At 63.8% G+C, this 21,715-nt stretch carries 21 protein-coding genes and 3 pseudogenes; 12 read left to right on the forward strand and 12 right to left on the reverse strand.

Going from position 1 to position 21,715, the window contains the following annotated elements; all coding sequences use genetic code 11:
* Positions 1-51: 51 nt before the first annotated feature.
* Together JXQ94_RS12670 and JXQ94_RS12675 are read right to left on the reverse strand one after the other, a co-directional pair.
* Positions 52-1,149, reverse strand: a complete 1,098-nt coding sequence (locus JXQ94_RS12670) for an LptF/LptG family permease (RefSeq protein ID WP_421924162.1) — start codon at positions 1,147-1,149, stop codon at positions 52-54.
* The gene (locus JXQ94_RS12675; RefSeq protein WP_421924163.1) at positions 1,146-2,267 is read right to left on the reverse strand and encodes an LptF/LptG family permease; all 1,122 of its coding nucleotides are present in this window, start codon (positions 2,265-2,267) and stop codon (positions 1,146-1,148) included. The genes JXQ94_RS12670 and JXQ94_RS12675 overlap by 4 nt, the downstream gene beginning before the upstream one ends.
* Before the next feature lie 143 nt (positions 2,268-2,410).
* Between JXQ94_RS12675 and JXQ94_RS12680 the strand changes: the two genes are divergently transcribed.
* The 4 genes from JXQ94_RS12680 to JXQ94_RS12695 all read left to right on the forward strand — a co-directional run bounded on the left by JXQ94_RS12680 (position 2,411) and on the right by JXQ94_RS12695 (position 5,106).
* A complete protein-coding gene (locus JXQ94_RS12680) occupies positions 2,411-3,895 on the forward strand; it encodes a leucyl aminopeptidase (RefSeq protein ID WP_421924164.1) in 1,485 nt (494 codons plus the stop codon).
* Positions 3,896-3,959: 64 nt separating this feature from the next.
* Positions 3,960-4,412 carry a DNA polymerase III subunit chi gene (locus tag JXQ94_RS12685; RefSeq protein WP_421924183.1) on the forward strand — a complete coding sequence of 151 codons (453 nt, stop codon included), beginning with the start codon at positions 3,960-3,962 and terminating at the stop codon, positions 4,410-4,412.
* Positions 4,409-4,744 (forward strand): I78 family peptidase inhibitor, encoded by a 336-nt coding sequence (locus JXQ94_RS12690; protein WP_421924165.1) that lies wholly within the window; start codon positions 4,409-4,411, stop codon positions 4,742-4,744. The genes JXQ94_RS12685 and JXQ94_RS12690 overlap by 4 nt, the downstream gene beginning before the upstream one ends.
* 185 nt (positions 4,745-4,929) lie before the next feature.
* Entirely contained in the window at positions 4,930-5,106 is a 177-nt protein-coding gene (locus tag JXQ94_RS12695; RefSeq protein ID WP_421924184.1) for an I78 family peptidase inhibitor, read from the forward strand.
* A 4-nt stretch (positions 5,107-5,110) separates the two neighbouring features.
* Here the strand turns inward: JXQ94_RS12695 and JXQ94_RS12700 are convergent, their stop codons facing one another.
* From JXQ94_RS12700 to JXQ94_RS12715, 4 genes and pseudogenes are all read right to left on the reverse strand, one after another.
* Positions 5,111-5,425, reverse strand: coding sequence for a hypothetical protein (locus JXQ94_RS12700; protein WP_421924166.1), 315 nt, complete (start codon positions 5,423-5,425; stop codon positions 5,111-5,113).
* A 265-nt stretch (positions 5,426-5,690) separates the two neighbouring features.
* Positions 5,691-6,211 (reverse strand): annotated as a pseudogene (locus JXQ94_RS12705) (ABC transporter ATP-binding protein); the annotation flags it as partial.
* Between the two features lie 2 nt (positions 6,212-6,213).
* Positions 6,214-7,579: pseudogene (locus JXQ94_RS12710) on the reverse strand (ABC-F family ATP-binding cassette domain-containing protein); the annotation flags it as partial.
* 86 nt (positions 7,580-7,665) lie between these two features.
* Complete coding sequence (locus tag JXQ94_RS12715) at positions 7,666-9,246, reverse strand: sterol desaturase family protein (protein ID WP_421924167.1); 1,581 nt, start codon at positions 9,244-9,246, stop codon at positions 7,666-7,668.
* Between the two features lie 210 nt (positions 9,247-9,456).
* Here JXQ94_RS12715 and ndk point away from each other — a divergent pair, with 210 nt between their 5' ends.
* Both ndk and JXQ94_RS12725 read left to right on the forward strand, forming a co-directional pair.
* The gene (gene ndk, locus JXQ94_RS12720) at positions 9,457-9,879 is read left to right on the forward strand and encodes a nucleoside-diphosphate kinase (RefSeq protein WP_421924168.1); all 423 of its coding nucleotides are present in this window, start codon (positions 9,457-9,459) and stop codon (positions 9,877-9,879) included.
* A gap of 257 nt (positions 9,880-10,136) precedes the next feature.
* A complete protein-coding gene (locus tag JXQ94_RS12725; protein ID WP_421924169.1) occupies positions 10,137-10,757 on the forward strand; it encodes a LysE family translocator in 621 nt (206 codons plus the stop codon).
* Here the strand turns inward: JXQ94_RS12725 and JXQ94_RS12730 are convergent.
* A complete protein-coding gene (locus JXQ94_RS12730) occupies positions 10,754-12,184 on the reverse strand; it encodes a S41 family peptidase (protein WP_421924170.1) in 1,431 nt (476 codons plus the stop codon). The two genes, JXQ94_RS12725 and JXQ94_RS12730, sit on opposite strands and share 4 nt — an antisense overlap.
* A gap of 167 nt (positions 12,185-12,351) precedes the next feature.
* Here JXQ94_RS12730 and JXQ94_RS12735 point away from each other — a divergent pair, with 167 nt between their 5' ends.
* Entirely contained in the window at positions 12,352-13,578 is a 1,227-nt protein-coding gene (locus JXQ94_RS12735) for a winged helix-turn-helix domain-containing protein (RefSeq protein ID WP_421924171.1), read from the forward strand.
* 71 nt (positions 13,579-13,649) lie between these two features.
* Entirely contained in the window at positions 13,650-14,666 is a 1,017-nt protein-coding gene (locus JXQ94_RS12740; RefSeq protein ID WP_421924172.1) for an adenosine deaminase, read from the forward strand.
* Here the strand turns inward: JXQ94_RS12740 and arfB are convergent.
* The 3 genes from arfB to JXQ94_RS12755 all read right to left on the reverse strand — a co-directional run bounded on the left by arfB (position 14,663) and on the right by JXQ94_RS12755 (position 16,483).
* A complete protein-coding gene (arfB, locus tag JXQ94_RS12745) occupies positions 14,663-15,082 on the reverse strand; it encodes an alternative ribosome rescue aminoacyl-tRNA hydrolase ArfB (RefSeq protein WP_421924173.1) in 420 nt (139 codons plus the stop codon). The two genes, JXQ94_RS12740 and arfB, sit on opposite strands and share 4 nt — an antisense overlap.
* Positions 15,083-15,149: 67 nt before the next feature.
* Entirely contained in the window at positions 15,150-15,626 is a 477-nt protein-coding gene (locus JXQ94_RS12750) for a DUF1772 domain-containing protein (protein ID WP_421924174.1), read from the reverse strand.
* Positions 15,623-16,483, reverse strand: a complete 861-nt coding sequence (locus JXQ94_RS12755; RefSeq protein ID WP_421924175.1) for an NAD(P)H-binding protein — start codon at positions 16,481-16,483, stop codon at positions 15,623-15,625. The genes JXQ94_RS12750 and JXQ94_RS12755 overlap by 4 nt, the downstream gene beginning before the upstream one ends.
* A gap of 134 nt (positions 16,484-16,617) precedes the next feature.
* Here JXQ94_RS12755 and JXQ94_RS12760 point away from each other — a divergent pair, with 134 nt between their 5' ends.
* On the forward strand, positions 16,618-17,208 hold the full coding sequence (locus JXQ94_RS12760) for a TetR/AcrR family transcriptional regulator (protein ID WP_421924176.1): 591 nt from the start codon (positions 16,618-16,620) through the stop codon (positions 17,206-17,208).
* Positions 17,209-17,242: 34 nt separating this feature from the next.
* On the opposite strand, the gene purN is transcribed toward JXQ94_RS12760, so the two are convergent.
* Together purN and purM are read right to left on the reverse strand one after the other, a co-directional pair.
* Positions 17,243-17,893, reverse strand: coding sequence for a phosphoribosylglycinamide formyltransferase (gene purN, locus JXQ94_RS12765; RefSeq protein ID WP_421924177.1), 651 nt, complete (start codon positions 17,891-17,893; stop codon positions 17,243-17,245).
* Positions 17,894-17,909: 16 nt separating this feature from the next.
* Positions 17,910-18,950 (reverse strand): phosphoribosylformylglycinamidine cyclo-ligase, encoded by a 1,041-nt coding sequence (gene purM, locus JXQ94_RS12770; protein WP_421924178.1) that lies wholly within the window; start codon positions 18,948-18,950, stop codon positions 17,910-17,912.
* A gap of 130 nt (positions 18,951-19,080) precedes the next feature.
* Here purM and JXQ94_RS12775 point away from each other — a divergent pair, with 130 nt between their 5' ends.
* The 3 genes and pseudogenes from JXQ94_RS12775 to JXQ94_RS12785 form a co-directional block, all read left to right on the forward strand.
* The gene (locus JXQ94_RS12775; protein ID WP_421924179.1) at positions 19,081-20,184 is read left to right on the forward strand and encodes a DUF2066 domain-containing protein; all 1,104 of its coding nucleotides are present in this window, start codon (positions 19,081-19,083) and stop codon (positions 20,182-20,184) included.
* Positions 20,185-20,204: 20 nt separating this feature from the next.
* Positions 20,205-20,891 (forward strand): hypothetical protein, encoded by a 687-nt coding sequence (locus JXQ94_RS12780; protein ID WP_421924180.1) that lies wholly within the window; start codon positions 20,205-20,207, stop codon positions 20,889-20,891.
* Positions 20,888-21,715: pseudogene (locus JXQ94_RS12785) on the forward strand (RNA degradosome polyphosphate kinase); the annotation flags it as partial. The gene JXQ94_RS12780 and the pseudogene JXQ94_RS12785, both read left to right, overlap by 4 nt.

The following is a 21,715-nucleotide window of genomic DNA, read 5'->3' on the forward strand; positions in this document are numbered from 1 at the left end:
CAGGCGCGTTGCATTCATGACTAGCCGAAGCCGGCGGCGGCGTCCACGCCGTCAACCGTCTTCGGTCGAGGCAATATAGATCAGTGCGAGCAGCGCGGTGAGCGCTGGCGCAGACCAGGCCGCCGTGGCTGGCGGAAGCGCTCCGGAGACGCCGAACGAACTCAGCATCTCCTGGAAGAAGAACATCACGAAACCGGCGATGCCGCCGGCCATCGCAAAGGCAGCCGCACCACCCAGGCGGTGCAGGCGCAAAGTGGCTGCCGCCGCGATCAGGGTCGCGGCCAGGAGGGTCAATGGCAGGGCCAGTAATCCGTGCAGCCGCAACTCATAGCGCTGGGTGGCAAGGCCGGCCTCGCGGGCCGAGCTGATCAGGCGCGGCAGGTCCCAGAAGGCAACCCCCTCGGCTGATCGCGCGCGCTCGAACAAGGCCTGGCGATTGATCGAGGTCGGCATGGTGATCGTGCCCAGATCGAGCCGAGAGGGTGTGGGTGTGCGCTCGATCGCACCGGTGATCTCCCAGAACCCGGCGCGCAATTCGGCGGTGGCGGCGTCAATCCGGCGTTCCAGCCGAGGCGTGCCGTCGGCACCGACCGCGAACTGGAAGAAAATCGGGTCCTGCAGGACCTGGCGCTGTTCTTCGAGCTGGTTGGCCGCGATCACGGTGAAGCCGTCAATATTGGTTTCGCGCAGCCATACCGGCTGTTCCGCACCCTCGACGCGCCGCACATTCATCAGATTGTCCCGGCGCGCCTCAAACTCGGCATTGAGATTGGCGGCGAGCGGATTGAGCCCGGCCGCGCCGATAATGCCGACCGTCACAGCCAGCACCATGGGCGCCGTCAGAATGCGCCAGGCGGAGACGCCGGACGCCCGCATCACGATCAGCTCCGAGGACCGGTTGAGACGGAAGAGCGAGGTCAGCGTGCCGAACAGGAAGACGAAGGGCAGGGTGCTTTCCAGCAGTGCCGGTGCCCGCAACAATGTCAGGCCCAGCAGGTCGAGCGTGGATACATCAACCCGCGTACCGACTGCCCGCGATTGTTCCACGAAGTCGACCAGGATGATCACCGTGGCGATCGTCAGGAAGGCCAGCATCAGCCCGCCGGCCGTCTGGCTCGCCATGTAGCGGTTGAGGCGGCCACCCATCATGTGCCGGCCTCCTGGAGCTCGAGCTGTTTGGGGCGGGATCGTGCCGGCCAGTAAATGACCGCGATGGCGGCGATCATGCCGATGATCGGGACCAGGTATTGAGCGATGTTCATGGCGGCGTCATCCGCGCTTGCCGATTGCATGGCGAAGCCGGCGAGGCGAAGGGTGAGACCCGCGGCCACCGCCACCATCACGCGGCGCCCATAGCCCATGCGGGAATGGTCACCGGCGAGGAAAGCCGCTGCCGCGATCAGCGCAAAGGCCAGATTATAGAGCGGTGCAGACAGGCGGTAATGCGCCTCGGCCCAAGCGCGTTCGGGACCATTGGTTCGCGCAATTTCGGCGGCGGACGGCCAGAGAAGTTCATGCAGGAAACGGTCGGACTCCTTGAAGAACATCGCATCGGCGGGGCCGACGAATTCTCCGAGGTCGAACTCATAGCGGTCGAAATTCGCGTAGTAGAGCTCGCCGGCCGAATCAATCTGCTGGAGGTTGCCGTCGATCAGCACCATGGCCGACCGGTCGCCCGACCGCACGACCACGCCTTCACGGGCCGAATAGGTCGAGGCGTCGTCCTGGCCGCGGCTGTCATGGATCATGATGTCCTGCATGCGCCCGTCCCGGCCACGCTCGCGCGCATAGATCGTGACGCCCTGGCCCAGTTGGGAAAACGCGCCTGGCGTGACCAGGCTCGCGGCGACATCCGAGCGAAGGTCGTGAAGCGAGCGCCGCATTTCGCGATAGGCGACCGGCTGGACGAGCAAATTCACCAGGAGATTCGCCAGCAGGACATAGACGCCCAGGCGCATCACGGGGGACAGCAGGCCGAAACGACTCACACCGGCGGCAGACGCGATGACGGTCTCGCTGTCGCTTGTCAGGCGGTTGAGCCCGGACAGCACGGCAACAAAAAGCGCAATCGGGACCAGAAGGGCGGTGAGATGGGGCAGGGCCAGCGCCGTCACCTTGATGAAGGTCAGCGCGGTCTCCGAATACCCCGAAACCAGGTCAACATTCGACAGGCTTTGCGTCAGCAAGGCCAGGCCGGCAAAGGCGGCTGTCGCCGTCATGAACGGCCAGAGTAACTGATTGAAGAAGTACCGCTGAACGAGAATCATGGAGCCGGGCTGCGCTGCGCGTTCAGCCTTCTATCTCACGTCGTGATCGGATACCACTTCCGCAACACAAGTTTTTTGGCACCGGGTGCGCATTTGTGGACCGCCGGACTGCTACCCCATGTGACTGGATGAGAGGGAAGACCATGAAAATCGAATTCGCTGCCGCTCCGAACACCGCCGGCGCGATCGCCGTGCCGGTGTATGCTGACGCCGCCCTGTCGCCGGCAGCTGCGGCGCTCGATACGGCCTCGAATGGCGCCATCAAGCGCGCCATTGCAGGCTCGCGCTTTACCGGCAAGCCGTCCCAGACGCTGGACATCATTGCGCCGGCCGGCAGCGAAGCCAGTCGCGTCGTCCTCTTCGGGCTCGGTGACAAGGACAAGCGGACCGGTTCGACCCTGGAGAAGGCCGCTGCGGCCGTGGTTGCAAAGCTTCTGTTGAGCGGTGAGACGACCCTGTCGATCCAGTTTGATGGTGAGACAGATGGTGAGGGGGCTGCGCGCTCGGGCCTCGGCGCACGTCTGGCCTCCTACCGCTATGACCAATTCCGCACCAAGCTGAAGGCCGAGCAGAAGCCGTCCCTGACCGAGCTGACAATCGCCGTCAATGATGTCGACGGCGCCAAGGCGGCCTGGGAAGCCTGGGGCGCGGTGGCCGACGGTGTCGACCTGGCCCGTGAAGTCACCAATCTGCCGCCCAATATCCTGAACCCGGAAACCTACGCCAAGAAGATCGAGGGCATGGCCGAGCATGGTCTGGAAATCGAAATCCTCGACGAGGTCCAGATGACCGAGCTGGGCATGGGCGCGCTTCTCGGAGTCGGCCAGGCCTCGGAGTTCGAGAGCAAGATCGCGATCATGAAGTGGAATGGCGGGCCGGCCGGTGAAAAACCGCTCCTCTTCGTCGGCAAGGGCCTGACCTTTGACAGTGGTGGTATCTCGCTCAAGCCGGGTGCCGGCATGGACGAGATGCGCGGTGACATGGGCGGTTCCGCGGCGGTTGTCGGCCTGATGCGCGCACTTTCCGGCCGCAAGGCCAAGGTCAATGCGATCGGTATTGTCGGCCTGGTCGAGAACATGCCGGACGGCAATGCCCAGCGTCCGGGCGACATCGTCACGGCGATGTCCGGCACCACGATCGAAATCCTCAACACCGATGCCGAAGGCCGCCTCGTGCTGGCCGACGTGCTCTGGTACAGCCAGGAGCGCTTCGATCCCAAATTGATCATCGACCTGGCGACGCTGACCGGTGCAATCCTGATCGGCCTCGGCAATACCCGCGCCGGCATTTTCACGAACTCGGACGATATCGCCGCCCAGCTGTCCTCGGCCGGTGATTCCTCGGACGAGCCGGTCTGGCGGATGCCGCTGGGTCCGGACTATGAAAAGCACATCGAGACCAAGAATGCCGACATCAAGAATGTTGGCGAAGGCCGTCTGGCCGGGTCGATATCGGCCGCGGAATTCCTCAAATGCTTCGTCAATGACAAGCCGTGGTGTCACATTGATATCGCCGGTACGGCCATGGGCGGAATGGGTGGCAAGGACGATCCGCGCCAGCCGAGCTGGGGCACGGGCTGGGGTGTGCGCATCCTGGACCGCTTTGTCCGTGACAATTACGAGGGCTAGACCCTTGGGTGACGAGGGCGGCCCGAGCGGCCGCCCTTTTCATGTCAGGCGACAGGNNGAGGGCATGAGCGGCGATCTCTGGTTCTACCATCTCGAGCGGTCCTCGCTGGACGAGGTCCTGCCGGAATTGCTGGAAAAAACCCTGGCGCGCGGCTGGCGTGCCCTGGTCCGCTCGCCCGACGCGCGGCGTCGCGAGACGCTGGATCAACTCCTGTGGACCTGGCGCCCCGACAGTTTCCTGCCACATGGCCAGGTCGAGGCCGGCAATGCCGAGCGCCAGCCGGTCCTGATTGCCGAGGACGAGGCCAATCCCAACCAGGCCCAGTGCCTTTTCCTGCTGGATGGCGCCGAACCCGAAAAACCGTCATCCTTCGAACGCATGATCGTCATGTTTGACGGGCAGGACGAGATGGCGGTGACCGATGCCCGCGCGCTGTGGAAGACGTCATCGGCGCAGGGCTGTTCCGTATCCTACTGGCGGCAGTCGCCGGAAGGTCGATGGGAGAAGAAGGCATGACACGTTATCTGCTGATCGGACTGGCGGGCCTCTCGGTTGCGGCCTGTTCCACCGGCGGCCATCCGATCGATGGTGGCGAGACAATGATGCCGGAGCCGGTTTTCTCCGACGAGGCCGACAGCACGGAGCCCACTGACCCGGACGCTTTTTGCGGTGCCAATGCGATGAATTATCTGGTTGGCCAATCGGTCGACGAAGTCGACCTGGACAGTCTTCACGGCAATATCCGCCTGATCTATCCCGACACTGCCGTGACCCGCGATTATCGCCGCGAGCGGCTCAATCTTGACCTCTCCGAAGCCGGTGTCATCCTGCGCCCCTGGTGCGGTTGAGCGAGTGGTTGCCATGATGGTGCGTGTGATCCTTTTGAGCTGTCTTGTGGCGGGTTGCGCGCTGACCACGCAAGGCCCTGCATCCAGCCCCCAGCCTGGTGGTGCCGCAGACCTGCCGCCACTGGGNNGCGGCCGAGGATGTTGATGGCGGCGAGGTTCGCGCACCAATCACCGGGACATGCGGCATGGAGGATGTGCAGCATTTCGTCGGTCGGCCGCGTGTCAGCGTACCGCGCACCGCGGTGCCGGAGAACTATCGGGTCGTTGGTCCCAATTCGGTCGTGACGATGGATTACCGCCCGGACCGTCTGACCATCCGCGTGGATGAGAATGACAGGGTCGAAAGTCTGGCCTGCGGTTGATCGCCTAGGCGATGAAAAGATGCTGCAGGCGTGCCGCGTGATGGCTGGTCAATGAGCGTGCATGCAGGGCCAGCCAGGCGCCGAGTTCATGCGCCGTCGCGATCGCAGCCTCACGATTGAGCAAATCCCCGTCCGGTGCTTCGGGCTGATCAAGAGCCTCATGCGAATCCGGATCGGACGGCAGGACGACATCCACCCGGATCTCGTCCGGACTGTGGAAGCTGTCATCGGCGTGTGGGGCGGGCTGTTTTGGTGCCTGGGGCGAACCGGTCTTGCGGGCCGGAAGCGGGCGCGTCGGCGGAACCGCATCAATCTTCATGGCGGGCCTCCGTCACAGGTTGTCACCCGTGCAGGAAAAGCGCCGGACCATGAAGGTCCGGCCTTGGCCATATCAGCCAGTTTATCTACCGCCGGCCAGTCATCCTTTTGGTCGGTGACGCCCGGCAGCACGCCTGCGGATCCCATTGATCCATCCACCTTGTTCTAAGGAGCTCATATTATATGAGCGCAAGTGCGAATGGTTTCTTAACGGGACGACGACCCATTCAGTTTTTGGTAAGTGATTGTTGTAACAGGGAAAGGCTTCACCCCGCCTGTGCCGCTTCCAGCTTCTCTTCCGCTTCCAGCCAGCTCATTTCTGCCGTATCGAGGAGTTCCACCGCCTTGGCGCGCTTGATCTGGAGGTCTGTCGCGGTCTTGGGGTCTTTCTGGTAGAGACCGGGGGCGGCGAGCCCCTTGTCGATGACGGCGATGATGCCGCGCAGCCGATCGGCCTCCTTCTCCCAGCGGGTGATCTCGTCACGCAGCGGCTTGAGGGCCTTGCGCTGATCGGCGGCGGAACGGCGGGCAACGCTCTTTTCGTCTGTTGCGACGGTCTTCTTTTTCGTGCCGTCCTTGGGAGAGCGTCCAAGCAGGGACTGGCGATAGGTCTCGATATCCTCGTCATAGGGTTTGACCGTACCATCGCCGACCACCCACAGCCGGTCGACGCAGCTCTCGATCAGATGCCGGTCGTGCGAGATCAGGACCACGGCGCCCTCATACTCATTGATCGCCTGGATCAGGGCGGCGCGGCTGTCCATGTCGAGATGGTTGGTCGGCTCGTNNGCTCGTCGAGGATCAGCAGGTGCGGACCCTCGAAGGTGATCAGGTTGAACAGGAGGCGCGCCTTCTCGCCGCCCGACAGCGTGTCGGCCGGGGTTTCCTGACGGTCGCCCGGCAGGCCGAATGTGGCGAGGCGGGCCCGGCGCTGGGCCTCGGTGGCATCCGGCATCAGCTCGATGATGTGCTGATAGGCCGACATGTCGGGCGACAGGCTGTCGATCTGGTGCTGGGCGAAATAGGCGATCTGCATCTTCTTGTGCTTGCGCAGATGCCCGTCCAGCGGCGCCAGTCGGTCACACAGGAGTTTCGCCATGGTCGACTTGCCGGCACCATTGCGGCCGAGAATGCCGATCCGGTCCTCGGTATCGATATTGAGCGTGACGTCGCGCAGCACGGGCTTGCCCGGCGCATAGCCGGCCTGGAGATTGACCATGCGCACGATGGGCGGCGCCATGCGGCGCTGCGGGCTGGGAAAGTTGAAGGGCGCCACCGGGTCTTCAACCTGGGTCGCCACGATCTGCATCTTCTCCAGCCGTTTCACGCGGGACTGGGCCTGCTTGGCCTTGGAGGCCTTGGCCTTGAAGCGGTCGACGAAGGATTGCAGGTGCCGCCGCTCGGTCTCCTGCTTCTCGACCATTTTCATCTGCAGGCGTTGACGTTCCGCCAGTGCTTTTTCGAAATCATCATAGCCGCCGTCCCAGACCGTCAGCTTGCCCTGTTTGAGATGGGCGATCTTCTGCATGGCACCGTTCAACAGGTCACGGTCGTGCGAGATCACCAGGGCGGCGCCGGGGAAGGTCTTGAGATAGGCCTGCAGCCACATCACCCCTTCCAGGTCGAGATAATTGGTCGGCTCATCGAGCAGGAGAAGGTCAGGGCGGGCGAACAGGGTCGCCGCGAGGGCCACACGCATCCGCCAGCCGCCGGAAAACTCCCGGCAGGGTCGACGCTGCTCCTCGCCGGTAAAGCCGAGACCGGCCAGGATCGAGCCGGCGCGTGCCTCGGCGGTATGGCTGTCGATATCGGCCAGCCGGGTCTGGATCTCGGCGATGCGATTGGGTTCGGTGGCTGTTTCCGCTTCCGCCAGAAGGGCGGCACGCTCGGTATCGGCGGCCATCACAACATCGATCAGGCTGTCATCGCCGCCCGGCGCTTCCTGGGCGACCGAGCCCACACGCGCGCCTTTTTGGACGCGGGTTTCGCCACCTTCCGAGCCGACTTCGCCACGGATCAGACGGAATAGCGTGGATTTGCCCGTCCCGTTGCGCCCGACCAGACCCATCTTGGTCTTGGCCGGCAGGAAGAGCGTCGCCTGATCAAAGAGCATCCGCCCTTCAATGCGATAGGTGAGGTCATTGATGTGCAACATGGCGAGACGCCGGGTAGCGCGGCTTCCTGATGGACGCAAGGTGATGCCGCCGTCGCTCCCCTTACTGTTTGCGCGTCGACAGCGGGCTATCCGGCGTCAATCACGAGGATTTCCATCGGGATATCACCGCCCGGGCCGAAATGCTCGGCAAAGCGGGCCGACAGCGTAGAGATGGCCGCCTCGACATCCCCGTCATTGCGCCGGATCTGCCCGGCAACCGGATTGCCCAGAATGAGGCCATGCGCGAAGGCGTCGAGATCGGCCTTCTCGTGCATCCGGGTCAGGGTCTCGATCCGTATGTCGGTGAAACCAGCCGCCGTCAGGTCGGCCTTGATCGCTTCCGCGTCGCAATAGCTGTAGGGCACCGCATAGAAGCTGGGCTCGTCCTTGCCGATCAGAGGCGCGACAACGCGGTCGGCGATCTCGGCAAACGGGTTCGCCGCCCAGCTGCCCCAGACATTGAACACATAGCGGCCGCCCGGTTTGAGAACGCGTCGGGCCTCGCGAAAGGCGTTGACCTTGTCCGGGAAGAACATGACGCCGAACTGGCATGTGATCGCGTCAAATTCCGCGTTGGGGTAATCAAGCGCGCTGGCATCGGCTGTGTTGAAGGTCACAGCATCCGGATTGCCGGTACGCTGGCGGGCGATGGTCAGCATGTCGCCATTCAGATCCGTCGCCTCGAGGGTTGCGCCGTTGGGCAGGTTGGCGAGGAGTTTTTCGGTGAGGATCCCAGTTCCCGCTGCCAGTTCGAGAATTCGGTTGTCGGCTGAAATCGGCACGCGACCCGCGAGGTCGGCGGCGTGGTGATTGAACAGGACCGGGCCGAGATAGCGGTCATAGGCCGCCGGAATGTCGCCTTCAAACCGGGCCGTCACAGCGGTCGGACCGGATTTGGCGGTGTCACTGCTGCCGGCTGGCGGTTCACTGACATCCCGGAAAATCAGCATTGAACCGATGCGCGATGACGCCCCGTCCCAATAGCCGTTCTCGGCGGCAAACTCCTTCGGGTTCTTGAAGGTGCCGAAAATGATGTCGAAGAGCGGCAGGTCCGAGAAATTCTTGTCATGGACACCGCGTTCATGATGGTGGCTGTGGCTCTCCGGCCGTTGCAGGATAAAGCCGAGCCAGCGTGGTGTGCGGATATTGGTGTGCTGGAACAGGGCCAGGAAGGTCGTCGCGAGCAAGGTCACCGTGATGGCCTGTGGCTCGATGCCGACCAGCAGAGTCAGGCCGAGGCTTCCGACGAAGGCAAACCCGGCAGCGTCAAGCGGGCTGAAGTAGAAGGCTCCGAACGTGTCGACCCGCTCGGCGCTGTGATGAAGCTGGTGAAAGCCCAACCACAAGAAGCGATTACTGTGCATTGCGCGGTGCCAGGCATAGACGCCGAGCTCGAAAACCAGAATGCCGATCGCACTGCCGGCTGCCAGTCCCAGATGGGACAGGTCCAGCAACTGGTAGGGGGCGAGCAGCGGGTCCCAGATCATCGGCAGGTATGCAGACAGAAAGAAATAGCCAGTGAACATCAGCAGCGCACGAAAGCGCCATCCCTTGACGGCCGGCAGCTTGCGCGCGGGAAAGACCGCCTCGATAATGATCATGGTTGCGAAAAGGCCCAGTATCGCAAGCGATACCGGATCCAGTAGAACTTGAATCGGTGTTGGCATTGGGGTCCCCGCTTTTGCAGACACTACACGTATTCCGTGTGCCGCGAAGCCAAACATTTTCCCATCGTGACGCGCGCGGCGTGCGCGTGGATGAAAACGCGTGAAAGGCCTGACTTCCCTTCACCGGCATCCGCCGCTATAAGCCGCGCGAATCCACAGACCGGGTGAGCGCCCGGCCAATCACAGTTTCCAGTCTCGAGGACTTCTCCCATGGCGACCCAACGCACCTTCTCCATCATCAAGCCCGACGCCACTGCCCGTAACCTGACCGGCGCCATCAATGCCAAGATCGAGGAAGCCGGCCTGCGCATCATCGCCCAGAAGCGCATCCGTCTGTCGCGCGAGCAGGCTGAAGGTTTCTACGGCGTCCACAAGGAGCGTCCCTTCTTCAACGACCTTGTCACCTTCATGATTTCCGGCCCGGTCGTCGTCCAGGTTCTGGAAGGCGATGACGCCATTGCCAAATACCGCACCGTGATGGGCGCAACGAACCCGGAGCAGGCCGATGCCGGCACGATCCGCAAGGATTTCGCCGAGTCGATTGAAGCCAATTCCGTGCACGGTTCCGATGCTCCGGAAACGGCAGCCCAGGAGATCCCCTTCTTCTTCGCCGATGACGAGATCGTCGGCTAAGGCTTGGGACATAACCTGTTTGAGGGGCCTGGCGGGAACGCCGGGCCCTTTTTTCTTCGTCAGTAATTTTCCACCGGGATTGCGAAAAGCGTCGCATGAGACGCCTGGAGACAGGTGCGCGGGTGGCCTGGCACGCGCCGCCACGGGTATCGGCGGACCAACATGGGAATGGGCGGCCCGAGGGCAGCGCAAGAAGCGGGTTGTCTGTCTCGGGAGCGCCCCCTAACTGACATGCTCGATCAGGCAAGGGTCAATGGATGGATATCGCGCTCTGGTTCAGCCTTGTGGGATTCGTTTGCGCGATGTCCTACACGCCCGGACCCAACAATCTCATGGTGATGTCGTCCAGCGCGCTGTTCGGGGTCCGGCGGACCCTGCCGCACTGGCTGGGTGTCAATCTCGGTTTCAACCTGTTGCTCATTGCGAGTGTCTTCGGGCTGGGTGAGCTTGTTCAGCGCTACCCCGTGGCCCTGCTTGTCGTGAAGCTGGGCGGCGCCCTCTGGCTGGCCTGGATGGCGAGCCAGTTTGTCCGTGCCGCGATCAACCCCTTGCCGGCGGCCCAGCGCGCCGAAGGCAAGACGCGGACGCGTCCATTCCGGGTTTATGAGGCGGCGCTCTTCCAGATCATCAATCCCAAGGCATTGATGATGACGATCTCGGCCGCGGGCGCCTATGTCGCCCTGGCCGAGACGGCCCCGGAACGGGCCATGATCATGGTCGTGACCTTCATCTTATTCGGTTCGCCCGGTGGATTGGCCTGGATGTTTGCCGGCGGGACGCTGAAGCGCTTCATGAGTGATCCGCGCTGGGCGCGCATTCTCAATGCGGCGATCGCCGGCACCATCCTCCTGACCCTGTTGATGGTCTTGTTTGGCTAGGTCGCGTCGATAAGCGCAATCAGGGCGTTCAGCGTGACGTCCTCGCTGCCACGAAGCACCGGAACCGGCAGGGTGATATCCGGCGTTAGCGGGTGCGGCGCTTCTTCTCCATTGGGGCGGATGATGTGGGCCTTCGGGTAGCCGACCCTGAAGCCTGAATTGGGCAGGGTGAAGTGCTCCATGGCGCCATACGTCGTTGCCATGTCACGGGTCGGCTCGCCATAGATGCGGCCGAAGCCGTAATCCTGGATCAGGGCGGCGCTCGTCACGGCGTTGGAAAAGCTGCTGCGGTTGACCAGAACGTGCACATGGCCGCCAAAGCGAGGCTCGGGACGCGGCTCGGTATCGGGCATGCGAAAGCTGACAATGGCTCCATTCGGGGCCTGCTCGAAAAGCGCGGCCATGATGGCGGACGCCCCGCCTTCACCGGGTGGGTAGGTGTCGAGGCGCGCCCGGTTGGAGGCGGTCGTCTGTTCGCTGACACGAATCCGGAAATCCGACGCGAAGTTGAACGGCCGGTCCGCGAACCAGGCGACGACCGGGTTGGACCAGGAGACGTCCCCGCCGCCATTATCGCGCAGGTCGAGGATGAGGTCGGTCGTGCCGGTCCCGATGGCATTGAGAAAGACCCCGTCAACCCAGTCGGTATAGGCGGCCAGCGCCAGAGAGTCGTAAACCGCCTCGGCGGTCTCGGCCTCGATATTGTAGAAATCGCCCGGCCTGAGATAGGTGATCGTGTCCGAGATCGTTCGAGCTTCGCGCCCGGTCAGGGAAAAGCCGGCATCCCCGGTCTCGCGCTCATGCCAGGCGTCCAGCGCCACTGCGGGCACGGTCAGGTCACGTGTCTCGCCTGCGCGCTCCACGGTGATGTCGAACTGGGGGTGCGGTCCAAGGCCGAGCCAGACGAAATAGGGATCGCCCCCGGCGATCATGGCGTAGGCGAGATCGATTGTTTCAGCCGAGACATGGCGCGTGATGCGATCAAGCCAGAGCGGGTTGGGTTCGCCATTGAGTGCGAGGATGCGGTCACCCGGGCGAATCTCATCAGCCGCCGAAGCCGCGACAATGACTTCGCCGTCCTCAATCCGCATTTCCAGCGGGAAGACCGGTCCGTTTTCAGCCTGGTAGGCAGCCCAGCCCGGATTCAGACCTTCAATGCGCGTGTGGGCATGGCGGGCCAGGGCGGCAAAGGCCTGGAGGTCGGCGTGCAGCTGATCGATCGGCACCGGGGCGTCATAACAGTCGCGAAGCTCACTGAGGCGGGTCTCGAAAACGGTGCGTGGTGTCTGCGCGAAGAGGTCCGCTTCCGCGGCTGCAAGACCGGCATACAGGGTCTGCAAATCCTCTCGGGCGGCTTCCGGGCTGAGCGTGGTTGAGGCCTCCTGGAGCGACAGGGCGGCGAGGGCGGCAATAATGTGGGAGATCATGGGCTTCTTCCTGACCGGTTGGCGTTGGTAATCGGTCTCGGTGCAGGTCCTGCCCCGGAGACAGCTTTACCCAAGGCGCGGGTCATGACGGAAGGCCATGACCGGAAGCTCCTCATTGCCTGACCTTTTTATTTCAGGTGAGATGGGGGTGATTTCAGGGGATGGGCATGGCGCCGAAACATTGGCAGATCGGTGATTGGCGCGCGGACCCGAACGCCAACCAGATTGATGGCCCGAACGGGTCGGTCGAGCTGGAGCCGAAAGTTATGGATTTGCTCATCCTGCTGGCCCGCCAGCCCGGCGAGGTCCTGTCCAAGCCGGAGATCGCGGACGCATTGTGGGGCCATGTCCATGTCAATGACGACGCGCTGACCCGCACCGTGTTCAAGCTTCGCAAGGCGCTCGGCGACAAGGCCAAGGAGGCGCGCTACCTGCAGACCGTTCCCAAGCGGGGTTATCGGCTGATTGCCGCTGTCACCCCGCCGGCCGTGGTCCGACCCGCCTCACTGGAAGGCAAGCCGCTGCCAATACGCGGCCTGATCGCCCTCGGCCTGATCGGGGTGAGTGTGCTGGTGATTCTGGGCGTCCTCGTCGGGGGCGGTGCAGATGACGCTCCCGCCATGCAGGCTGAGCGGATCGACAATCGCATGGCGCGCGCTGACGGGTTCTATTTCCGGTTTACCCGGGCCGACAATGAAGCGGCCTTGCGGCTCTATGAGTCGGTGCTCGAGCGCGAGCCGGACCGCGCCGATGCCCTTGCCGGGCTTGCCAATGCCCTGACACAGCGGGTCATTCGCTATACCGGTCCGGATGCGCAGGAGCGGGCGCGGCCCGGTGTGGGGGCTGCACTTGCGGCGGGGTGGCTGGACACGCCGGAAGCGGAAGCTGCTGCGGCCCGAGCGGTCGCCTTCGCCCGGCAGGCCACCGAGCGTGATCCGGGCCATGCGCGCGCCTGGCGGGCGCTGGGACTGGCCTTGTCAGCGCACCGTGAGTTCGAACCGGCGCGGCTGGCGTATGAGCGGGCGCTGGTTATCGAGCCGGATGATTGGGGTGCGCTGATCAATCTGTCGGAAATCAGCCAGCTGTCCGGCCGCCCTGAGCTTGTGATGCCTTACATGGAGCGCGCCTGGGACGCGATGCAGCGGCGATATGATCGCGACGCGGTTGAAATCGGGCCATGGCAGAGCGCGGTCGGCATCCGCATCGCCGAATCCCATGCCGATGCCGGGAGTCCGGACCAGGCCGAGACCTGGTATCGTCGTGTCCTCGCGCTGGACCCGCTCAATCCGGCGGCCATCCATGGTCTTGCCGCCTTGTTGCGCGCCGCTGGGGATATCGATGCCGCCCGGGCCTTGTGCCAGGACCTGGCTGCCGGCACGGACGAGACGTGCTGAGCAGGGACTCGTGCTTGCGCCGACCGGCGAGCTGACAGACGATGCGCCACCCCAAGCGCCGGAGAGCTGCCATGACCGATCTCGCCCGTCTCGTCCAAGCCCTGCCCAAGGCCGAGCTTCACCTGCACATCGAAGGCTCGCTCGAGCCGGAGTTGATGTTCGAGCTTGCCGGACGAAACGGGATCGATATTCCGTTCAAGTCGGTCGAGGAAATCCGCGCCGCCTACGACTTCTCCAACCTGCAGGACTTCCTCGACGTCTATTATGTCGGCATGAATGTGCTGATCACCGAGGCGGACTTCTTCGACCTGACCTGGGCCTATCTCCAGCGGATCCACGCCGAGAATGTCCGCCATGTCGAGATCTTCTTCGATCCGCAGGGGCACACGGATCGCGGTATCGCCTTCGAAACCGTACTGAACGGAATTTCCCGGGCGCTCGACAAGGCGGAGGCCGATTGGGGCCTGACCTCCTGCCTCATTCTCTGCTTCCTGCGCCATCTGAGCGAAGAAGCGGCTATCGAAACGCTGGAGATGGCGAAGCCGCATCTCGATCGCATTCAGGGTGTCGGGCTGGACAGTTCCGAGCTCGGCCATCCGCCGTCCAAATTCCAGCGCGTCTTCGCCTTGGCGGGCGAGCTGGGACTGAAGCGTGTGGCCCATGCCGGCGAGGAGGGCCCGCCCGCCTATGTCCATGAGGCCTTGGACCTCCTGAAGGTCGATCGCATCGATCATGGCAATCGCGCCCTGGAGGACGGCACACTGGTCGCCCGTCTCGGACGCGAGCAGATGACGCTGACGGTGTGTCCGCTTTCAAACCTGCGCCTGTGCGGCATCAAGCGGCTGGAGGATCATCCCCTCAAGCGCATGCTCGCGCTGGGCCTTCGAGCCACGGTCAATTCCGACGACCCGGCCTACTTTGGCGGCTATGTGAACGACAACTACATCCGCACAGCCGAGGCGATTGGATTGACCGAGGCGGAGGTCATCGAGTTGGCGAGAAACTCCTTCCGCGGCAGCTTCCTGCCGGAGGACGCAATCGAGGCACATCTCGCGGCGATCGATGCGGTGGTTGAAACGGTCGTCTAGTCCTCGGCACCGGGCCGTTTCCGCAGGGATTTGCGCTGCGACTTCTGTGCTTTGGCGGTCTTTGCCCGTTTGATCGACGCCAGGGATGGCCGCGCCTTCTTGCGCGGCTTTGGTGCGACAAGCGCCTGTTCGATCAATTTGCGGAGGCGATCCCGCGCTGCGGCACGATTGCGTTCGCGTTCGCGATGTGTGTCTGCGCGCAGGACCAGGGCGCCTTCCTTGGTCATGCGCGAGCCCGCAAGGCGGACCAGGCGCCGTTTCGCGGCGTCCGGCAGGGATGTGTTGCCGGCGAGGTCGAAACGCAGCTGTACGGCGCTCTCGGTCTTGTTGACATGCTGGCCGCCGGGACCGGAAGCGCGAATGAATCGTTCCTCGATCTCTGTCTCGTCAATCAGAATGGTGTCGGCGATCAACATGTCCGGCCTCGCTAGCGCGCCCCTTTTTGCCGTGTTTGCAGGCACGCTCGCAAGGCCCAGCGGTCAATCAGGCAGCGGATGCCATCAGGAAACAGGCGCAACTGATCATGGCGCCCACTGTTCGGACATGGTTCCACCCGGTCCAGCGGCTGACATAGCCGGGCCAATACGCGGCACTGGCTTGCGTTTCACCGGTCAGGCTTTCCAGGCGGGTATTCATCGGCACATTGCGTATCAGCGTGGCCAGCATGACGAGGGCGATATGGCTGACCGCCCCGAATCCGAGCCAGGCGGCCATGCCCGGTCGTTCCAGCAGGAAGGCAGTTGCAGCCAAGGCCAGAGCCAACACGGGCAGGGCCTTCAGCATGAGCAGGAATTTCGAGGCATAGACTGTGCGGTTGAGCCCGCGCATGGCCTCGGCTCCGGCATCGGCGCCCGCCGATTCCAGTCCGCGCATGATGAAGTCGGAGAAGGCGAGGAAAATGCCGGCGACAAGGCCGGCCATCAGGCCGAGGCCGAGCGAGGCGAGGGTCAGGATGGTCATGTCGCCACCACCGATTCGACGGGCGCGGACTCCCAGGCATTCTCGGGCAGCGAGGCCGCAAATGCGTCAAAGCTGCGCGGCTGTCTGCCCAGCGCGCGTTCGACCCCATCCGTGGTGGCGCTGTTGCGCCCGTCCAGCACTGTGCTGAAGAGATAGTCCAGCAGCCAGACATGGTCTGCAGGCAACCCTGCCTGGCGGGCACCGTGCAGAAAGTCTGCGTGCGGGATGTCAATATGGGTAACCGGGTGGCCGGCCCGTGCCGAGATCAGTTCGGCGATTGCGCTGAAAGTCAGTGCCTGCGGTCCGGTCACTTCATACAGCGCGCCGTCATGCTTGTGTGTCGTCAGCGCGGCGACCGCGATATCGGCAATGTCCCGCGCGTCGATGAAGGGCTCGGGCGTCTGACCGACGGGGAGGGCAAGTTCACCGGCCAGGACCATGGGCTGGAAGGCGCCTTCTGAAAAATTCTGGAAGAACCAGCTGGCCCGGATGATCGTCCAGCGAAGCCCGCTGTTTCTGACGATGTCTTCGCTGGCCTGCGCTTCGGCTTCGCCGCGCCCCGAGAGCAGGACGAGCTGTTGAACACCGGCCTCGCGGGCCATGGCCACAAATGCGGCGATATCGGCTTGTGCGCCCGGTACGGCGAGGTCCGGTGCATAGGCAATATAGGCAGCGCGGACATTTTCCAGCGCATGAGGCCAGCCGCCGCGGTCCTGCCAGCTGAACGGCCGTTCGGCGTGGCGAGACCCGATCCGGACAGGATGCTGTGCTGCCTGCAACTGGTGAACGATGTGGCGACCGGTCTTGCCGGTGGCGCCGATAACGAGGGTCTCGGTCGAGGTAATTGTTTGGGGCATCAGATTCTCCGTAGCTTTACGCCGTGTAAACTTTACATGGCGTCAAGTGCCACGAGCTTGACATCATGTCAAGTGGCATCAGACTGGCGGGCGAACACCCGGCGAACGGGTCATGCCATTGAGGAAATGCGCCCATGCCGGAAGACAGGAGTTCAACGCGGGATCGGATTTTGCAGGCCTGCTGGCGATTGCTCGAACAGGGTCGCGGGGGCCAGACCCGGATGAGCGATGTCGCGAAGGCTGCCGGCGTGAGCCGACAGGCTGTCTATCTGCATTTCGCCAACCGGGCCGAGCTGCTGATTGCCGTGACACGCTTTGTAGACGCGCGGAGCGAGATCGATGCGCGGCTGGCTGCCAGTCGTCAGGCCTCAACCGGCCTGGCGCGCCTGGATGCCTTCATCGAGGCCTGGGGCAATTACATCCCGGTGGTCCATCCGGTGTGCCGGGCGCTGCTTGAAATGGCGCCTGGTGACGAGGCCGCACGTTTGGCGTGGGACGATCGCATGGCTGCGCTGCGAGAGGGATGCGAAGCGGCGGTCAATGCCCTCAAGAGGGATAATGTACTGTCCGGCCAGCATAGTGCTGCCCATGCGACCGACCTGCTTTGGACGCTGCTCTCCATCCGAAACTGGGAACAGCTGGTCGAGGTCTGTGGCTGGACGCAAGGCGATTATGTCGCCGAAATGAAGCGCGTCGCGCGATCGGCGATCGTCAAGCCTGCCTGAGCCCGATCCGCGCGCAACACGGTGGGCCGGGCAATCAGTCGTGCGGGTTCATCAGCAATTCGGCGCCGAATTCGCGGGCCTGGAGGCGAACCCGTTCGCCCGCAACGCGGGCCTTGCCGGAACAGGCCAACGCCACGCATTGCGCATAGAGTTTGTGTTCGGCCTGCAGGACGCGCTCGGATAATGTGTCGGGCGTGTCGCCGGGCAGAACCGGGACGGCGGCCTGGCCGATGATCGGGCCGTCATCCATCTCCGGACGCACATAATGCACCGTGCAGCCGTGGATCCGGACACCCGCTTCCAGCGCCCGCTCATGCGTGTGCAGGCCCTTGAAAGCCGGCAGGAGAGACGGGTGGATATTGATCAGCAGGTCGCGCCAGCGCTCGGTAAACCAGGGTGTGAGGATCCGCATGAAGCCGGCGAGGCAGACGATGCGCGCGCCATAGAGCTTGATGGTGGCGTCCAGCGCCTCCTCGAAGGCCTCCCGGTCTTCGAAGTCGCGATGATTGACAACATCGGTCTCGATCCCGGCCGCACGGGCGACGTCCAGACCTGGCGCGTCGGGATTGTTGGAGGCGACGAGAACGATTTCAGCCGGAAAATCCTCGTCCCGGGCCGCGTCGATCAGCGCCTGCATATTGGAACCGCGCCCGGAGATGAGCACGGCGATCTTGGTTTTCGCCATCTGTGTGCCCCTCGCGTCAGGCCGGTTTGAGTTCGCCGATGATCATGGCGGTCTCGCCCGTCAGCGCAAGCGCTTCCATCGCCGCATCCACATTCGGCGGATTGACCGCGAGCAGCATGCCGACGCCGCAATTAAAGGTGCGGTGCATCTCATGAGCGGAAATCCCGCCGGTCGCGGCGAGCCACTGGAAGACGGGAGGCAGGGTGAAAGCGTCATAGTCGATATGCGGAATGAGATGATCCGGCGTCATGCGCGGCGGATTCTCGACCAGACCACCGCCGGTAATGTGGGCAAGCCCGGTCACCAGACCTGACTTGATCAGCGGCAGGCAGGCTTTCACGTAGAGCCGTGTCGGCGCCAGGAAGGCCTCACCGAGCGTCTGGCCCGGGGCGAAGGGGGCCGCGTCGGACCAGTCCATCCCGGCCAGCTCGACGACCTTGCGAACAAGGGAAAACCCGTTCGAGTGGACGCCGGAGGACGCCAGGCCGATCAGCACATCGCCGGCGGCCATGCTGCCATGGTCGGGCAGGAGACGGCCGCGTTCGGCTGCGCCGACGACAAAGCCGGCAAGGTCGAAATCCTCGCCCTCATACATGCCCGGCATCTCTGCGGTTTCGCCGCCGATCAGGGCGCAGCCGCTTTCCTTGCAGCCGGCCGCGATGCCCGAGACGATCGCTTCGCCGCGGGCGGGGTCCAGTTTCGAGCAGGCCAGATAGTCGAGGAAGAAAAGTGGCTCGGCGCCCTGGGCCAGCACATCATTGACGCACATGGCGACGAGGTCGATCCCGACCGTATCGACCTTGCCGGTGGCGATGGCCAGTTTGAGTTTGGTGCCCACGCCATCAGTGCCGGAGATCAGGATGGGATCGGTATAGCCCGCCGCCTTGAGGTCGAAGGCTCCGCCAAATCCGCCAAGGTCGGCGGCTGCCCCCGCGCGCCGTGTCATCGCGGCCAGAGGCTTGATGCGGTCGACCAGCGCGTCGCCAGCATCGATGGAGACGCCGCTATCGGCATAGGTCAGCCCATTCGGGCGATCGTCGTTTCCGGTTCCGGACATGCCGTTTCCCCAGTCTGTAAAAACAGGCGCGGTGTATGTCGAAACACGCCCCGGACGCAAGCCGCGGGCTTCACGCCCGACAGCGGGTGGTTATAGTGCGCTCAAAGCCCAATTTACAGGAGTCGCCACCGTGCGTTTCATTCTCGCCGTGCTTAGCCTGAGCCTCGCCTGCCTTCCGGCGGCCCGGGCGGAAGACCCCTATACCGTCACCGGCGTCGCGATTGACGCCACCGCCGACAATGCCCTGCAGGCCCAGACCGCCGCCATGCGGCAAGGTCAACTGGCTGCCGCCCGTCGTCTGGTTGAACGCCTCACCCTTGCCGAGGACCGGGCCGGAACCGGGCTCGAGCTCGCGGCGCATCTCTCTGAATCCGGCGATTTGGTATCCGGCCTCGGGCTGGACGAGGCGATCATCGCCGAGATGATCGCCGGTCTGGAAATCTCGAACGAGCAGCGCAGTGCGACCCGCTATCTCGCCGAACTGGACGTGACCTTCGATCCGCGAGCTGTCGGCCGGGTCATGGCTGCCTATGGCGTGCCCTATGTCGAATCGCAGTCACGGCCGCTCCTCATCCTGCCGGTGCATGAGGGTGAGGGCGGGTTCTCGCTGTGGGATGCCAATCCCTGGCGCGCGGCCTTTGCCGACCAGGATTTCAGCCATGCCTTGACGCCCATCATGGTGCCGCAGCGCCCTGGAAGCTCCGTGCCATTGCCGATTACTGCCCGTCAGGCCTTGCAGCTGGACGAGACGGCGCTGCGGGATACCGCGGCCATGTTCGGGCTCAACCGGATTGCGGTCCTCCGCGCCGGAGAGCGGGACGGGATCCGGCGCTTCGGTGGCTATCTGGTCTCGATCGAGGCCGATGGCGAATTCGTCGTTGAGACCTGGGGCCCGCAGACGGTCTATGGCGGCTGGCGCGATGCCGCGAGCAGCTTCGTCACCGATCGCGAGGATGACTGGAAGCGACGCTCGATTGTCCGCGATTTCGAGACCACCTCACTGCGGGTGACCGTGCTTTATGGTGGCCTGGCGGAATGGCGTCGCCTGCAGGCCGCGCTTAGCCGGGCCTCGCTGGTGGAAGGGGCACAGCTCGATGCCATGTCCCGCGATGGCGCTCGCATGACCGTCGATTATCGCGGCCAGTTCGACCAGCTGGTTTCGGAACTTGCCGAGCGCGGCGCGACGCTTGAAGAACATCCAGGACTGGGCTGGGTGGTCCTGTCCCAGCAATAGGGCATGCGACGGCTGAAGCCATGGCGATGACACCGCAAATGGCGCTGGACCTTCCGGCGCGCGAGGACTTTTCCGAAACGGCCTTCATCCTGGGCCCGTCGAATGCCGCTGCGCGTGAAGTCCTGTCCCGCCCGGGCGAGTGGCCGCGCAGTCTCATGGCACTGGTTGGGCCGGAAGGGGCGGGGAAATCTCATCTCGCCGCCATCTGGGCCCTCCAGAACAATGCGCTGGTCTTGCCGGCCGCGGCGCTCGCCGGACACATGACAACCCGGGTGCCGGACACCTCCCTGGTGATCGAGGATGTCGATCGCGGCGTCGATGAGGACGCGCTCTTTCATCTCTTCAATCGTGCTGCAGAAGGCGAAATTCCGGCGCTTCTGCTCACGGCCAGGACCCGACCGGCGCATTGGCCCGTGCGTCTGCCGGATCTGGTCTCGCGCCTGCGTGCCCTGGTCCACGCCGATCTCCACGAGGCCGATGACGCGCTTTTGACCCGCATGATGGAAAAACAATTGGCCGACCGGGGCGCACCGGTCCGTGCGGGCGTGATAGACTATCTGTTGCCGCGCATGGAACGCTCCGTCGCGGCGGTGCGCCTGCTGGCCGAACGCATGGACAAGCTGGCCCTGGTCAAGAAGACCCCGATCACGCGCGCCATCGCGCGCGAAATCCTGGACAGCTGGTCCGAAACTGGAGACGCGGCATGAATGTTCCCGTGGGTGACCTCGCCGAGACGGAAAGCCTGATGGAGACGCCCGAGCGCTTCCTGAATCGCGAACTGTCCTGGGTGCGTTTCAACATGCGGGTGCTGGACGAGGCGGCCAATCCCAATCACCCCGTCTTCGAGCGATTGCGCTTCCTGTCGATCTCGGCCAGCAATTTGGACGAGTTCTACATGGTCCGTGTCGCCGGTCTGCGGGCCCAGGTTCACAATGGCGTCTCCTCGACCAGTATTGATGGTCTGACACCGGCCGAGCAGCTGGAGAAGATCCACGCGCTGGCGGGCGAATTGATGATCCGCCAGCAGGTCTTGTGGCGGGCGATCAAGACGGAGATCGGCAAGGCCGGCGTCAAGGTGCTGGAGCCGGATCAGGTATCCGGCACGGATGAGGCCTGGCTGCGCGGCGATTTCCTGAAACACACCCTGCCGGTGATCACGCCGCTGGCGATCGATCCGGCGCATCCCTTTCCCTTCATTCCCAATCTCGGATTCGCGCTGGCCCTGCAGCTGCGCAAGAAGGGCACGGGCAAGCTGATGAATGCGCTCATTCCGCTGCCCAGTGGCGTGAAGCGCTTTGTCGAACTGCCGGCCCGACAGGCCAGGGAGGGCGGCCGTCCGGCGCGACGCTTCATGACGCTGGAAAGCGTGCTGACCATGTTCGTCGATACGCTCTTCCCCGGCCATGAAGTGGTCGGAAAGGGGAGTTTCCGGGTTATCCGCGACAGCGATATCGAGGTCGAGGAAGAGTCCGAAGACCTGATGCTGGAGTTCGAAAACCTGCTTAAACAGCGTCGACGCGGCGTGGTGGTC

The organism is Maricaulis maris, assembly GCF_049116555.1.
Taxonomy (GTDB): domain Bacteria; phylum Pseudomonadota; class Alphaproteobacteria; order Caulobacterales; family Maricaulaceae; genus Maricaulis; species Maricaulis maris_C.

What these genes read in the sequence shown, in the direction of transcription:
- JXQ94_RS12680 (WP_421924164.1), top strand. Translation starts at nt 2,411, where the DNA reads ATGAAAATCGAATTCGCTGCCGCTCCGAACACCGCCGGCGCGATCGCC.
- JXQ94_RS12755 (WP_421924175.1), bottom strand. Translation starts at nt 16,483, where the DNA reads ATGCCCCAAACAATTACCTCGACCGAGACCCTCGTTATCGGCGCCACC.
- JXQ94_RS12735 (WP_421924171.1), top strand. Translation starts at nt 12,352, where the DNA reads ATGGCGCCGAAACATTGGCAGATCGGTGATTGGCGCGCGGACCCGAAC.
- purN (WP_421924177.1), bottom strand. Translation starts at nt 17,893, where the DNA reads ATGGCGAAAACCAAGATCGCCGTGCTCATCTCCGGGCGCGGTTCCAAT.
- purM (WP_421924178.1), bottom strand. Translation starts at nt 18,950, where the DNA reads ATGTCCGGAACCGGAAACGACGATCGCCCGAATGGGCTGACCTATGCC.
- JXQ94_RS12750 (WP_421924174.1), bottom strand. Translation starts at nt 15,626, where the DNA reads ATGACCATCCTGACCCTCGCCTCGCTCGGCCTCGGCCTGATGGCCGGC.
- JXQ94_RS12780 (WP_421924180.1), top strand. Translation starts at nt 20,205, where the DNA reads ATGGCGATGACACCGCAAATGGCGCTGGACCTTCCGGCGCGCGAGGAC.
- JXQ94_RS12685 (WP_421924183.1), top strand. Translation starts at nt 3,960, where the DNA reads ATGAGCGGCGATCTCTGGTTCTACCATCTCGAGCGGTCCTCGCTGGAC.
- arfB (WP_421924173.1), bottom strand. Translation starts at nt 15,082, where the DNA reads ATGTTGATCGCCGACACCATTCTGATTGACGAGACAGAGATCGAGGAA.
- JXQ94_RS12690 (WP_421924165.1), top strand. Translation starts at nt 4,409, where the DNA reads ATGACACGTTATCTGCTGATCGGACTGGCGGGCCTCTCGGTTGCGGCC.
- JXQ94_RS12700 (WP_421924166.1), bottom strand. Translation starts at nt 5,425, where the DNA reads ATGAAGATTGATGCGGTTCCGCCGACGCGCCCGCTTCCGGCCCGCAAG.
- JXQ94_RS12670 (WP_421924162.1), bottom strand. Translation starts at nt 1,149, where the DNA reads ATGATGGGTGGCCGCCTCAACCGCTACATGGCGAGCCAGACGGCCGGC.
- ndk (WP_421924168.1), top strand. Translation starts at nt 9,457, where the DNA reads ATGGCGACCCAACGCACCTTCTCCATCATCAAGCCCGACGCCACTGCC.
- JXQ94_RS12740 (WP_421924172.1), top strand. Translation starts at nt 13,650, where the DNA reads ATGACCGATCTCGCCCGTCTCGTCCAAGCCCTGCCCAAGGCCGAGCTT.
- JXQ94_RS12725 (WP_421924169.1), top strand. Translation starts at nt 10,137, where the DNA reads ATGGATATCGCGCTCTGGTTCAGCCTTGTGGGATTCGTTTGCGCGATG.
- JXQ94_RS12695 (WP_421924184.1), top strand. Translation starts at nt 4,930, where the DNA reads ATGGAGGATGTGCAGCATTTCGTCGGTCGGCCGCGTGTCAGCGTACCG.
- JXQ94_RS12760 (WP_421924176.1), top strand. Translation starts at nt 16,618, where the DNA reads ATGCCGGAAGACAGGAGTTCAACGCGGGATCGGATTTTGCAGGCCTGC.
- JXQ94_RS12675 (WP_421924163.1), bottom strand. Translation starts at nt 2,267, where the DNA reads ATGATTCTCGTTCAGCGGTACTTCTTCAATCAGTTACTCTGGCCGTTC.
- JXQ94_RS12715 (WP_421924167.1), bottom strand. Translation starts at nt 9,246, where the DNA reads ATGCCAACACCGATTCAAGTTCTACTGGATCCGGTATCGCTTGCGATA.
- JXQ94_RS12730 (WP_421924170.1), bottom strand. Translation starts at nt 12,184, where the DNA reads ATGATCTCCCACATTATTGCCGCCCTCGCCGCCCTGTCGCTCCAGGAG.